This window comes from Aeromonas allosaccharophila (assembly GCF_016026615.1).
Taxonomy (GTDB): domain Bacteria; phylum Pseudomonadota; class Gammaproteobacteria; order Enterobacterales; family Aeromonadaceae; genus Aeromonas; species Aeromonas allosaccharophila.
The window spans coordinates 2,186,298-2,199,622 of sequence record NZ_CP065745.1; the positions used below are offsets into that span (position 1 = coordinate 2,186,298).

Sequence of the window (13,325 nt, forward strand, 5' to 3'; positions counted from 1 at the left end):
GCCATTTGACACTCTTTTTTGGCGACACAGGCCAACAACAGAAAAACGATTTCCTGCTATCAGGTTCCTGATGGGAACTGCGGCATGGATATGTGACCGGGGGCGCAAAACTCTGGTAGAATACGCCCCGTTTAAACGAACTGGTAACTTCGACTAATGACAGACAACAGCCAAATCAAGGTGATCGTCGGCATGTCCGGCGGCGTGGATTCTTCCGTCTCGGCCTACCTGCTCCAGCAGCAGGGCTATCAGGTCGAAGGCTTGTTCATGAAGAACTGGGAAGAAGACGACACGGACGAGTACTGCTCTGCCGCCCAGGATTTGGCTGATGCCAAGGCCGTCTGCGACAAGCTGGGGATGAAACTCCACACCATCAACTTCGCGGCCGAGTACTGGGACAACGTGTTCGAGCACTTCCTCGAAGAGTACAAGGCAGGCCGCACGCCGAACCCGGATATCCTGTGCAACAAGGAGATCAAGTTCAAGGCGTTCCTCGAATTTGCCGCCGAAGAGCTGGGTGCCACCTACATCGCCACCGGCCACTATGTGCGCCGTGACGACAGCACCGGCCGCCCGCGCCTGCTGCGCGGTCTCGATACCAACAAGGATCAGAGCTACTTCCTCTATACCCTGAGCGAAAAGCAAGTGGGTCAGAGCCTGTTCCCGGTTGGCTGCCTGGAAAAGCCGGAGGTGCGCCGCATCGCCGAGCAGCTGGATCTCATCACCGCCAAGAAGAAAGACTCCACCGGCATCTGCTTTATCGGTGAGCGCAAGTTCAAGGACTTCCTGGCCAAGTTCCTGCCCGCCCAGCCCGGTAAAATCGAGACCGTGGATGGCAAGGTGATCGGTGAGCATCAGGGTCTGATGTATCACACCCTGGGCCAGCGCAAGGGGCTCGGTATAGGTGGTCGCAAAGATGCCACCGAAGAGGCCTGGTATGTGGTCGACAAAGAGGTCGAACGCAACGTGCTGGTGGTGGCGCAGGGCGAGCATCCCCGTCTCTACTCCGATGGTTTGATTGCCAGCCAATTGCACTGGGTGGATCGCACTCCCATTCGCGAGCCGCGTCGCTGCACCGTCAAGACCCGCTACCGTCAGCAGGATATCCCCTGCCTGATCCAGCCCATCGACGACGAGACCATCCGGGTCATCTTCGACGAGAAGCAGGCTGCGGTGACCCCGGGCCAGTCCGCCGTCTTCTACGACGGGGAAGTGTGTCTGGGCGGCGGCATCATCGAACAGCGTTTCAGCCATCCGGTTTGAATCCTTAACAGAAGGCAGCAGACGTGAGCGATACATTCCAAGGCCGGATCATGACCTGCTGCGGGCATCTGCCAGTGAATGAACAGAACAGGGCCGTGAAGATATGAGCGACAAATTCCAAGACAGAACTATGGCCTTTGCCGGCATCTGCCAGGCCGCGTATCTGGTGCAGAAGGTGGCCCGTGACGGCAGCTGTGACGAGGCCGCCCTGCGCGAGAGCCTCTCCAGCATTCTGGTGACCAACCCGAGCCAGCCGCTCGAGGTGTTCAACAACACCCATCTGGCCATTCGCGACGGCTACCGCGCGCTGGTCGAGCAGCTGGGTGCCGATGGCAGCCAGAAGAATGCCGAGCTGACCCGCTACGTGGTGAGCCTGATTGCGCTGGAGCGCAAGCTGGCCAAGCGCAAGGACATTCTCAACATGCTGGGTGAGCGGATCAGCCAGATTGGCCGCCAGCAACAGCACTTCGATCTGCTCGACGAGCAGATCCTGGCCAACATGGCGAGCATCTACAGCGATCTCATCAGCCCCATCGGCCCCAGAATCCAGGTTGCGGGCACCCCGCTGTTCCTGCAGCAGCCGCTGGTGCAGCACAAGGTGCGCGCCCTGCTGCTGGCGGGCATTCGTGCCTGCGTGCTGTGGCGTCAGCTCGGTGGCAGCCGGACCCAGATCATCTTCGCTCGCAAGAAGATGGTGGAGCTGGCCAAACGTTACTAATCATCGGCTCGCGCGGGCAAGTCGAGGTCGACATCAGGGTGAACAGCCGCACATCCGCCTTGATGACGACTCAGCCCCACGCGCGAGTGGATACGGATACCCCCACACAAATCATCAGGAGTTCACCCCATGGAGCTGTCCGCGCTGACTGCTGTTTCCCCGATTGACGGTCGTTATGGCGACAAGGCCGATGCCCTGCGCCCTATCTTCTCCGAATTCGGCCTGCTGCGTTTTCGCGTCGAAGTCGAGGTGCGCTGGTTGCAAAAACTGGCCAGCCACGCCGGGATCCCGGAAGTCCCTGCCCTGAGCGCGGCCGCCAATGCCCTGCTCGATGGCATCGTCAGCAACTTCAACGAGAGTGACGCCGCCCGTATCAAACAGATCGAGCGCACCACCAACCATGATGTGAAAGCGGTGGAGTACTTCCTCAAAGAGAAAGTCGAAGTGAACCCGGAGCTGGCGGCTGTCAGCGAGTTCATCCACTTCGCCTGCACCTCGGAAGATATCAACAACAACTCCCACGGTCTGATGCTGAAAACCGCCCGCGAAGAGGTCATCAAGCCTTATTGCGAGAAGCTGATCAGCGAGCTCAAGCGTCTGGCTCACGAGTACCGTGACATGCCGCTGCTCTCCCGTACCCACGGTCAGCCGGCCACTCCAAGCACCATGGGCAAGGAGATGGCCAACGTCGCCTACCGTCTGGAGCGCCAGTACAAGCAGATCATGGCAGTGGAGATCCTCGGCAAGATCAACGGGGCGGTCGGCAACTACAACGCCCACATCAGCGCCTACCCGGATGTGGACTGGCACCAGTTCTCCGAGGAGTTTGTGACTTCCCTGGGCCTTTCCTGGAACCCCTACACCACCCAGATCGAGCCGCACGACTACATCGCCGAGCTGTTCGATGCCATGGCCCGCTTCAACACCATCCTGATCGACTTCGACCGCGATGTGTGGGGTTACATCTCGCTGGGTCACTTCAAGCAGCGCACCATCGCGGGCGAAATTGGCTCCTCCACCATGCCGCACAAGGTCAACCCCATCGACTTCGAAAACTCCGAAGGCAACCTGGGTCTGGCCAACGCCGTGTTCCAGCATCTGGCGAGCAAACTGCCTATCTCCCGCTGGCAGCGCGATCTGACCGACTCGACCGTGCTGCGCAACCTGGGTGTGGCGGTGGGTTATTCGCTGATCGCCTATCAGGCGACCCTCAAGGGTATCTCCAAGCTGGAAGCCAACAGCGATGCCATGGCCGCTGATCTGAACGCCAACTGGGAAGTGCTGGCCGAGCCGATCCAGACCGTGATGCGCCGCTACGGTATCGAGAAGCCTTACGAGAAGCTCAAAGAGCTGACCCGTGGTCGCCGCGTCGATGCCGAAGGGATGCGTACCTTTATCGACACGCTGGAGTTGCCGGAAGCGGTGAAGGTTGAGCTGAAAAAGCTGACCCCGGCCAACTACATCGGTGACGCCCAGCGTCTGGTTGATCTGCTGAAATAAGCGGATAAATGACACAACCGGGGCCCTGTGCATGATCTGCAACAGGGCCCCGGTTATTTTATGTGGCACCCTATACAGGGTTTGCAAGAGGGCTTGCCCGAGCTTGGCAGCCGCCTCTGGCAAGACCTCTCCTGACCTTTGTCGAACCCTTTGACGAGAAGATCTATGTACGAACTCAATCTGGATATCGCTCACTTCCTCGAGCACTACTGGCAGAAGCGCCCGCTCCTTATCAAGGGCGGCTTCACCGACTTTCAGGATCCCATCAGCCCGGACGAGCTGGCCGGTCTGGCCATGGAAGAGGTGGTCGAGTCCCGCCTCGTCACCCGTTTCGACGGCAAGTGGGATGCAGCCCACGGCCCCTTCGAATCCTACGACCATCTGGGCGAAGAGAACTGGACCATTCTGGTACAGGCTTGCAACCACTGGGCGCCCGAGGTGAACGAGCTGGCCGTGCCGTTCCAGTTCATCCCCGGCTGGCGACTGGACGATGTGATGGTGAGCTTCTCCACCCCCCACGCGGGTGTCGGCCCCCACATCGACCACTACGATGTATTCATCACCCAGGGCCTGGGCAAGCGTCACTGGCGGGTTGGCGATGCGCTGCCGCTCAATGAGTTTGCCGCCCATGCCGCGCTGCTGCACTGCGAACCGTTCGAGGCGATCATCGACGTCATCATGGAGCCGGGCGATATCCTCTACATTCCGCCCGGATTCCCCCACGAAGGCTACGCCATCGAACCCTCCATGAACTTCTCGGTGGGCTTCCGCGCACCGGATGCCAAGGCACTTATCTCCTCCTTTGCCGATCATTTGATCGACAACGAGGTGCGTACCGAGCGTTACACTGACCCGGATCTCAAGCCTCGTGCCCGTCATGGCGAGATCCAGCCCCACGAACTGCACCATCTGCGTGAGCTGATGCAGCAGGCGCTCGATGACGAGACCCTGTTCAAGGAGTGGTTCGGCACCATGATCTCCGAGGCCAAACACGATCTGGATGTCAATCCGGTCGAGCCGGACTATAGCGCCGAAGAGGTCGCCGATCTGCTGACCCAGGGCGAGCCCGCCATCAAGGTGCCGGGTCTGCGCAGCGTCTGGTTCAGCGGCGATAGCCAGCAGTGCTATATCGACGGCGAAGCCTGGACCCTGCAAAGCGAAGATGCGGCAGCTATTTCGCTGCTGTGCGACAAAGACATCATCACTCAGGCAGACATGGTGGAGCTGGCCGATCAGGCCGGTTTCCTGCAACTGCTGACCCGTCTGGTCAACCGCGGTTACTGGTTCTTCAACTGATCCTGCGGTAACCGAAGGATAAAAAGGCGCCTTTTGGCGCCTTTTTAATGGCTCCGCAGCTGCTCAATTAACAATCTATTCGCGAAGCTGAACCTACTCTTGATGAACCGGCAAGTGGTGCTTTGTTGAACGAAAGCGGCCACGTATCATGCGGCCGTTCCTGTTCAGAAGAGAAGCGCCACCATGCAGATCACCTCCCAGCCCATGCCACTGCCCGATTACAGCAAATACCCCTCCTACCCCGATGTGACACCCGAGCAGATCAATAAAGCCCGCAATGAAGCGTTGGCCAAGAAGGATGAATTGCAGGCGCAGAGCGAGGAGAAAGCAACGGCTCGCAGAACCATGGCCGTCTCCTATACCGCCCACCAGCAGGATAAAGCCGTGGTGGAGCGCTACCTGGAAGCCAGCGGTCAGGAGACCGACAGCAAGTCGGGCCCGAGCACTGCTGAAGTGTATCAGGCGGCGAATCGCTACCAGCGCCAACAGAATCTGAGCGACTACATGCAATTCCAGCAGAGCCCGCTCGCCCGGCAGATGGGCGACATAGTGGGCGAAGATAATCGCAAGGGCACCCAGCTCGACATTATCGCCTGAGTGAACTGCTCGAATAAGCCCAGCAGGGACCGATATAAACTGAAAAAGCCCTCGATGAGGGCTTTTTCGTTATGGCTTGTCGCTGCGACTTCTCGCTATAGATGGGCCTCTTCTGTCAGCGCATCCGGTAACTCGTCGGGAAGTTCATCAAACAGCGGGTGGTAGAGCACCTCACCCTGCACTCCCGCAAAACCGCGTTCCTGCAGCTCCATCGCCATAAAGCAGTCGGCAGGCACCTCATAGATGCAGTGCAGGCCAAACTCGCTGGCCGGGCGGAAACCGAAACGGCTGTAGTAGACCGGATCCCCGAGTACCACCACCCCTTTCCAGTCCATCTCGAGCGCCGTATCAAGCCCTTCACGGATGAGATCAGAGCCAATCCCCTGACCTTGCCAGTCGGGATGAACCGCGACCGGCGCCAGACCGAGCCAGGGCCCTTCCATGCCGTTAATGGTGATCGGGCTTAGCATCAGGTGCCCCATAAACTCGTACTCTTCCTCTTCGACCATGGTTACCACGGCAGCGCCACATTCGCGCAGGCGGTTGACCAGTTCGGCCTCATCGGAACGACCGAAGGCGGCACTCAGCAGCTCATAAACCGGCAGCATGTCACCGGGGCGCTCGGTTCTCAACATCTGGTATTACTCCTCGTACAGCAGAGCAGGCATTATTCCACATAACGGCTGGTCACTCTGAGTACCTTTGTCCAAAAATGGGAGGGTGCACTCAGGAAAACGAGCTGCAAACTGCTGCTGCAAGGCTGACAGCGTAGCCGGGGTGACCCGGTTCATCGCCTCGCAGTAGGCCAGCCAGAGGGCGGGAACCTCCTTCGCCAACCGCGCGAAGGTCAATTCGCGCGCTTGATGCCAGCAGCCATCCAGCTCGTCGACCAGCTCCGGCAGCTCCACAAGCAGCCGTAACTGCTGATAACGTATCTGCGGCGAGTCACCCTGTTCCTCCAGCGCCTGCGCCATCAATTGGTTGAACCAGTGGAGCCGTGATGCGCGCTCCTCGCGGCTAAGCAGATCGGGCCCCTGGCGCTGCAGCGCAGCCAGTTGCAGCAGCCATGCCAGCCCCTGTTCGTCCCTGTCTTTCAGCAACACACCACCAAGATGGGACAACTGCTCCGGCTCGGCCTGCTCCAGCAGATCAACGGGGTAACAGCGCTGCTCCAGCGCCCCCTCAGGAGGCGGTGGACAGCAGGGCTCCTCCCCCGTTCCGGTCTCATCCACAAAAAGCGAGATGGCCAGCTTGCCGTTGGCACTCTGCCGATCGCTCATTGCGGGATCCCACAGGATCACCACGGCGATCCGCTCATCAGCAAGCCAATGGGCAATGTCTGCGGGCAAGGGATTGGGCAAGGAGAAGGCGCGATCCAGCCGCCAGTAGCTCACCTCGCACGGTTGACGACCGCTGAGCTGGCGCAGCCCGCGATAGTGCATCCCCAGTTTTGCCATCACCCGGCCGGAGGCTAAATTATCTGGCATATGGCGAGCCGTCAGCGCGGGCAGTTGCAGTTGGTCAAAGGCGAACCCCTTGACCAAGCGTGCGGCCCGGGTGGCCAGACCGCGATTCTGCCAGGGCACGCCAACCCACCAGGCCAGCTCGCCATTCCAGTGCAGGGAGATCACCCCGACCAGCGCAGTCCCTTGCTCCTCTGGCAAGGTGATGGCCCAGCTCCAGCCAAGACCAAGCGCCGCCTTGCGCCAGCTGAGCGCCAGCCAGTCGCGGGCCCCCTCCGGCGGATAGGGATGAGGAATATTGAGGGTGTAGCGGGCCAGCGCCTCGTCGTTGCAGTAGCGCACGATCTCGCGGTCATCGGCGGCCTGCAGTGGTCGCAGCACGACACCTGATAGCGGATGACCCTCAACCAGGGTCGGCACCGTCACGCGGCGCGCCAGCAGGCGATTGAGCACGGCGCCCAAATCGGCCTCGGGGGTGAGCGGCAGGTCAGCCCCCACCGGGCCAAGGGTCAGCAGCCCCTGCTCCCTGGCGAGGGTCAGCAGCGAGGTGGAGGCGCTGATCAGGATCTGGCTGCTGGGATCGACATGAAAATCCGCCAGCAGATCGCCATCGAGCCAGGCGGCCAGCAGGGCCCCCGGGCAGAGCACCCCGTCAGGGGGACAACTCGCCCAGGGAGCATCGCTTTGATCGAGGGCGGACGCCGCCTCTTTGCCCAGCAGCAGTTGCCAGCGATGGCCTCGCTGCTGCCAGTGCCGCAACAGCGCAGTCCACTGCGGTTGCCACAGAGTCGCCTCGATCAGCAGTTCCATCAGCTGGCCTGACAGGCCGCAGGCAGCGTCAGGTGACGGGGATGAGCTTCGATACGGGCGATCCAGCTACGGATAGCTGGCCACCCCTGCAGGGAGAAGATCCCCTCCTCTGCCACGTGGGTGTAGGCATAAAGGGCGATATCGGCAATGGTCGGCGCATCACCGCACAGGTAGGGGCTCTGTTTCAGCTGCTGTTCCATTACCGCCAGCGCCTTCTCGCCACCGGCTTTCAGCCCGTCGAGCCGCGCCTCCTGAGACTCGGGGCGGCCAAGATAGTGAACGATAAAGCGGGCCACCGCGATATAGGGCTCATGACTGTACTGCTCGAAGAACATCCATTTGAGCACCTCGGCCTGCTGGCGCGGATCGGTGGGCCACAAGGCGCTGCCTTGCGCCAGATAGAAGAGGATGGCATTGGATTCCGCCAACGCATCGCCTTGGCCCATCTCCAGCACCGGGATCTTGCCGTTGGGGTTCATGGCCAAAAACGCGGGGGTACGGATATCCCCCGCCTGAATATCCACCGCTACCCACTCAAGGGGCAGATCCAGCCAGCGGGCCAGCAGCCACACCTTGTAGCAGTTGCCGGAACGCAGATCACCATACAGACGCATACACACTCCTTGTGAAAACGAATTTGAACAGCGCGATCAGGGGGCCAGACGCTCGATATGCCAGCCATCCCCTTCGCGGGTGTAGTAGAAACGGTCGTGCAGCCGGTGTTCGCCACCCTGCCAGAATTCCACCGTTTCGATCACCACCCGGAAGCCGCCCCAGAAGCTCGGCAGCGGCACTTCGCCATTGGCAAACTTCTGCTTGAGCTCGAGGAACTTGGCCTCCAGCACGCCACGGGCCGAGATGCGGGTCGACTGTTTGGAGACCCAGGCGGCGATCTGGCTATCCTTGGGACGGCTGTGGAAATACTTCATCACCTCGAAGGTGCTCATCTTCTCCACCCGGCCAGTCACATGAACCTGTCTGTCCAGCGTGTGCCAGGGGAAAAGCAGGCTGATACGGGGGTTGCCTTCCAGCTGCTGCGCTTTGCGGCTGCCCATGTTGGTGTAAAAGACCATCCCCTGGGCGTCGTAGTGCTTGAGCAGCACGGTACGCTGCCAGGGCTGACCCTCGGCATCGACGGTCGCCACCACCATGGCGGTGGGATCGGTCAGTTTGGCCTCACAAGCCTGCGCCAACCACTTCTCGAACAACACCAGCGGATCGCTCGGCAAGTCGGCCCGGTGCAGCCCGCCACGGGAGTATTCACGGCGCAGATCAGCAACATCCATCATCTTGATTTTCCTTCAAATAAATAATGGTTCCACGACCATCAAGAGAGTGACGCAGGCATTGTGCTCCGCCCGTCTGCCAGTGACAAGCCATAACGCAGCCGAGCATTCGACCGATGAACATAGAACGCTTCGGCAATCGCTCTTGCCAATTTTCAGGCGTAGTCACTGTCAAAAACAGAGTCACACTCAACCACACCTTATATATCCACCTTGCACCGCATGACCCTTACACCTATCATTGCGCCGGTTTATCTGTTTTAGAATCATCCCCAGCTACTCGGATGGTTCATCTTTATCTGGCCAAGGTTAATCTCATGCTCAAATCCCCACTGTTGCCCCGTTTCGGGGATCTGGTCGTTGCCATTGTTGACGATGTGCTCGGTCAGGGTCTCACCCTCGACCGCGCTTATGCCCGTCACTTCTCCGGCATCGAACTCAAACCGCAAGAACAGGCAAGGATTGCCCTGGTCACCGGCGATCTGCTGCGCCGTCTCAGCCTCTATTGCTTCCTGACCGGCATCCAGGTCCGTCAGGCCGAGAAGAATGTCTGGCCGCTGCTGCACAGCTGGCACGCCTTCCACAAAATTGCCCAGCCCAACAACCCGACCCTGGATCGCTTCAATGAAGAAGCATTCCGCCGCCGTCTGACCGAGGCGAAGAAGAACCCGGTATTGATGGATGGTTGCCCGAGCTGGCTGGAGAAACTGGGCAGCGAGCAGCTGGGTGAAGCCTGGCCTGCCGAGCGTGCCGCCCTGGCCTGGATGCCCAAGCGCTACCTGCGGGTCAACACCCTCAAGTGCACCCGTGATGAGCTGCAAGCCATTCTGGCCAAAGAGCAGGTCACCACCATTCCGGTTGACGGTGTGGAGACTGCCCTGCAGGTCACCTCCGATGCCGCCCTGTTCCGCACCAAGGCCTTTGCCGATGGTTGCTTCGAACAGCAGGACGCTGGCTCCCAGCTGGTTGCTGCTGCGCTGGAAGTGACCCCGGGCATGCGCGTTATCGACGCCTGCGCCGGTGCCGGTGGCAAGACCCTGCACATCGCCGCCATGATGCAAGGCAAAGGCCGTCTGCTGGCGATGGATGTGGAAGAGTGGAAGCTGGAGAACCTCAAGCAGCGCGCCCGTCGCGCCGGTGCCCACAACGTGGAGACCCGGGTCATCACCAGCAGCAAGACCGTCAAGCGCCTCAAAGAGAGCGCCGACCGCGTACTGCTGGACGTGCCCTGCTCCGGTCTTGGCGTCCTCAAGCGCAATCCGGATGCCAAGTGGCGCGATACCGCCGAGCGCCTGCCGGTGCTGGTCGCACTGCAAGAAGAGATCCTGCAGCGTTACAGCCAGATGGTGAAGGTGGGCGGTCTGCTGGTCTATGCAACCTGTTCCATCCTGCCCCAGGAAAACCGCCAGCAGGTGGACAAGTTCCTCGCGGCCAACGAGAACTTCCGTCTGCGTGACGATCACACCGTAAGCCCGTCCGAGACCGGCTTCGACGGTTTCTACATGGCTCGTATCGAACGGATCGCCTGATCTGCCAGATGACCAGATAGAAAAAGCGGCTGCCTATGGCAGCCGCTTTGTTTTGGCTTGCTGACCCACACCCGATGGGCTTACAGCGCAGCAATCGCCTCAATCTCGATCTTCACATCCTTCGGCAAGCGGGCCACTTCCACGCAAGAGCGCGCCGGATACATGGCATCGTGCTTGGTGAAAAAGTCGTTGTAGACCTGATTCACCGCAGCAAAGTCGTTCAGATCCGAGACAAACACCGTGGTCTTGATGATGTTGCGCACCTGGCCGCCTGCCGCCTCGACAATCGCCTGAACGTTTTGCAACGAACGCAGGGTCTGCGCCTCGATGCTCTCCGGGATCTCGCCACTCACCGGGTCCAGCGGGATTTGGCCCGAGGTGTAGATCATGTTGCCGGTCACGCTGCTTAAGGTAACGCCCTGCACATAGGGGCCGATGGCACCCGGTGCCGCTTTGGTACTGATAACCTGTCGCATCTTTAGCTTTCTCCTTGATTTCATATAAGTGGTCAGCCCGGAGCAAACCAGCTCACTCCGGGCACATCAATCAGATCATGTTGGTGAAGGTTCTGGAGATGACATCCTGCTGCTGCTCGCGGGTCAGGGCGTTGAAGCGCACCGCATAACCGGAGACCCGGATGGTCAGACTGGGGTACTTGTCCGGATTCTCGATGGCATCCAGCAGCATCTCGCGGTTCATCACGTTGACGTTGAGGTGCTGACCCCCTTCTACATCCCGCTCATGGTGGAAGTAGCCATCCATCAGCCCCACCAGATTGTTCTCACGATTGGCGGGCTCCTTGCCGAGCGCCCCCGGCACGATGGAGAAGGTGTAGGAGATCCCGTCCTTGGCATATTTGAACGGCAACTTGGCCACCGAGGCGAGCGAGGCAACCGCCCCCTTGCGATCCCGACCGTGCATCGGGTTGGCCCCCGGCGCAAACGGCGCACCGGCGCGGCGACCATCCGGGGTGTTGCCGGTCTTCTGGCCATAGACCACGTTGGAGGTGATGGTCAGGATCGACTGGGTCGGCACCGCATTGCGGTAGGTCGGCAGTGCCTGGATCTTCTTCATGAAGCGCTCGACCAGATCGCAAGCGATGGAGTCGGCCCGCTCGTCGTTGTTGCCGTACTGGGGATACTCCCCCTCAATCACGAAATCGACCGCCAGCCCGTCAGCATCGCGCACCGGCTTGACCCGGGCGTACTTGATGGCCGCCAGCGAATCGACCGCCACCGACAGACCGGCAATGCCGCAGGCCATGGTGCGATAGACGTCGCGATCGTGCAGCGCCATCAGCGAGGCCTCGTAGCTGTACTTGTCGTGCATGTAGTGGATAAGGTTGAGCGCGCTGATGTACTGCACCGCCAGCCAATCCATAAAGCTGTCGAGGCTGGCCATGACGGTCTCGTAATCCAGCACCTCGTCCATGATGGGCGCCACTTTCGGGCCAACCTGGATCTTCAGCTTCTCGTCCACCCCACCGTTGATGCAATAGAGCAGGGTTTTGGCGAGGTTAGCGCGGGCGCCGAAGAACTGCATCTGCTTGCCGACCACCATGGGGCTCACGCAGCAGGCGATGGCGTAGTCATCGCTCTCGAAGTCGGTGCGCATCAGGTCATCGTTCTCATACTGCAGGGATGAGGTATCGATGGAGACGCGGGCCGCATAGGTCTTGAAGGCACGTGGCAACCCTTCCGCCCAGAGGATGGTGAGGTTGGGTTCGGGTGCCGGCCCCATGGTCTTGAGGGTATGGAGGTAACGGAAAGAGTTCCTGGTCACCAGCGTGCGACCATCCAGCCCCATGCCGCCGATCACCTCGGTGGCCCAAATGGGATCACCGGAGAAGAGGGAGTCAAACTCGGGGGTGCGCAGGAAGCGCACCATGCGGATCTTCATGATGAAGTGATCGACCAGCTCCTGGGCATCCTGCTCGCTGATAAGCCCCGCCTTCAGATCCCGCTCGATATAGATGTCGAGGAAGGTGGCGGTACGACCGAGGGACATGGCCCCGCCATTTTGCGACTTAACCGCCGCCAGATAGGCAAAGTAGAGCCACTGCACCGCCTGCTGGGCGGTGCGGGCCGGGGCGGAAATATCACAGCCGTAGCTCGCCGCCATCTGCTTGATCTGCACCAGTGCCCGCTTGTGCTCTGCCAGCTCCTCGCGCTGACGGATCACCTGCTCCAGATTCTCGCCACGCTCGAGGGCCGGCTGCAGATCAGCGAACTGCAGATCCCGCTCACGGATAAGATAATCTATGCCATAGAGTGCAATCCGACGATAATCTCCGATAATGCGACCACGGCCATAACCGTCCGGCAAACCGGTCAAAATTCCCGACTTCCGGCAGCGCAACATCTCGGGAGAGTAGACATCGAACACCCCCTGATTATGGGTTTTGCGCAATTCGCTGAAGGTATATTCAAATTCAGGATCCATCTCCCGACCATATGCCTCAAAAGAGCTTCTGATCATATTTACACCACCAAAGGGGTGCAGCGCTCTTTTCAGCGGTTTATCTGTTTGCAGACCAACGATCTTTTCCAACCCCTGCTCGATATAACCGGGTCCGTGGGCAGTAATGGTCGTGGCAATATTGGTATCAAAATCGACCGGCGCGTGGGTCGCATTCTCGATGCGGATCCCATCCATCACCTTGCTCCACAAGGTGGTGGTCGCCTCGGTGGCATCGGCCAGAAACTGTTCATCGCCTTCATACGGGGTATAGTTTTGCTGAATGAAATCACGAACATTGATTTCATGTTTCCAGTTTTCACCGGCAAAACCTTGCCACGCCTGGATATAACTATCCTGCTCCAATTGCACATCAATTTTCATTCAATAAACCTCGTTCACGATT

At 59.8% G+C, this 13,325-nt stretch carries 12 protein-coding genes; 6 read left to right on the top strand and 6 right to left on the bottom strand.

The window, feature by feature from the left end; translation table 11 throughout:
- Positions 1–156: 156 nt before the first annotated feature.
- The 5 genes from mnmA to I6G90_RS09710 all read left to right on the top strand — a co-directional run bounded on the left by mnmA (position 157) and on the right by I6G90_RS09710 (position 5,374).
- Complete coding sequence (gene mnmA / locus I6G90_RS09690; RefSeq protein ID WP_197931045.1) at positions 157–1,263, top strand: tRNA 2-thiouridine(34) synthase MnmA; 1,107 nt, start codon at positions 157–159, stop codon at positions 1,261–1,263.
- A 103-nt stretch (positions 1,264–1,366) separates the two neighbouring features.
- Positions 1,367–1,981, top strand: a complete 615-nt coding sequence (gene hflD / locus I6G90_RS09695; RefSeq protein WP_005334622.1) for a high frequency lysogenization protein HflD — start codon at positions 1,367–1,369, stop codon at positions 1,979–1,981.
- 129 nt (positions 1,982–2,110) lie between these two features.
- Positions 2,111–3,481, top strand: coding sequence for an adenylosuccinate lyase (gene purB / locus I6G90_RS09700; RefSeq protein WP_197931047.1), 1,371 nt, complete (start codon positions 2,111–2,113; stop codon positions 3,479–3,481).
- Positions 3,482–3,646: 165 nt separating this feature from the next.
- Positions 3,647–4,777, top strand: a complete 1,131-nt coding sequence (locus I6G90_RS09705) for a ribosomal protein uL16 3-hydroxylase (RefSeq protein ID WP_197931049.1) — start codon at positions 3,647–3,649, stop codon at positions 4,775–4,777.
- A gap of 183 nt (positions 4,778–4,960) precedes the next feature.
- Entirely contained in the window at positions 4,961–5,374 is a 414-nt protein-coding gene (locus I6G90_RS09710; RefSeq protein WP_197931051.1) for a hypothetical protein, read from the top strand.
- 95 nt (positions 5,375–5,469) lie between these two features.
- Here I6G90_RS09710 and I6G90_RS09715 read toward each other — a convergent pair whose 3' ends face one another.
- Genes I6G90_RS09715 through pdxH form a run of 4 tightly spaced genes read right to left on the bottom strand, consistent with a single transcriptional unit; the run spans position 5,470 to position 8,936 of the window.
- Positions 5,470–6,009 (bottom strand): GNAT family N-acetyltransferase, encoded by a 540-nt coding sequence (locus tag I6G90_RS09715; RefSeq protein ID WP_197931053.1) that lies wholly within the window; start codon positions 6,007–6,009, stop codon positions 5,470–5,472.
- 6 nt (positions 6,010–6,015) lie between these two features.
- The gene (locus I6G90_RS09720; protein WP_197931055.1) at positions 6,016–7,647 is read right to left on the bottom strand and encodes a GNAT family N-acetyltransferase; all 1,632 of its coding nucleotides are present in this window, start codon (positions 7,645–7,647) and stop codon (positions 6,016–6,018) included.
- Positions 7,647–8,261, bottom strand: a complete 615-nt coding sequence (locus tag I6G90_RS09725) for a glutathione S-transferase family protein (RefSeq protein WP_058052866.1) — start codon at positions 8,259–8,261, stop codon at positions 7,647–7,649. The genes I6G90_RS09720 and I6G90_RS09725 overlap by 1 nt, the downstream gene beginning before the upstream one ends.
- Before the next feature lie 36 nt (positions 8,262–8,297).
- On the bottom strand, positions 8,298–8,936 hold the full coding sequence (gene pdxH / locus I6G90_RS09730) for a pyridoxamine 5'-phosphate oxidase (protein ID WP_058052865.1): 639 nt from the start codon (positions 8,934–8,936) through the stop codon (positions 8,298–8,300).
- 314 nt (positions 8,937–9,250) lie between these two features.
- Between pdxH and I6G90_RS09735 the strand changes: the two genes are divergently transcribed.
- Positions 9,251–10,462 (top strand): RsmB/NOP family class I SAM-dependent RNA methyltransferase, encoded by a 1,212-nt coding sequence (locus I6G90_RS09735; protein ID WP_058052860.1) that lies wholly within the window; start codon positions 9,251–9,253, stop codon positions 10,460–10,462.
- Between the two features lie 80 nt (positions 10,463–10,542).
- Here the strand turns inward: I6G90_RS09735 and I6G90_RS09740 are convergent, their stop codons facing one another.
- Together I6G90_RS09740 and pflB are read right to left on the bottom strand one after the other, a co-directional pair.
- The gene (locus tag I6G90_RS09740; RefSeq protein ID WP_197931057.1) at positions 10,543–10,938 is read right to left on the bottom strand and encodes a RidA family protein; all 396 of its coding nucleotides are present in this window, start codon (positions 10,936–10,938) and stop codon (positions 10,543–10,545) included.
- A 70-nt stretch (positions 10,939–11,008) separates the two neighbouring features.
- A complete protein-coding gene (pflB, locus tag I6G90_RS09745; RefSeq protein ID WP_197931059.1) occupies positions 11,009–13,303 on the bottom strand; it encodes a formate C-acetyltransferase in 2,295 nt (764 codons plus the stop codon).
- Between the last annotated feature and the right edge of the window lie 22 nt (positions 13,304–13,325).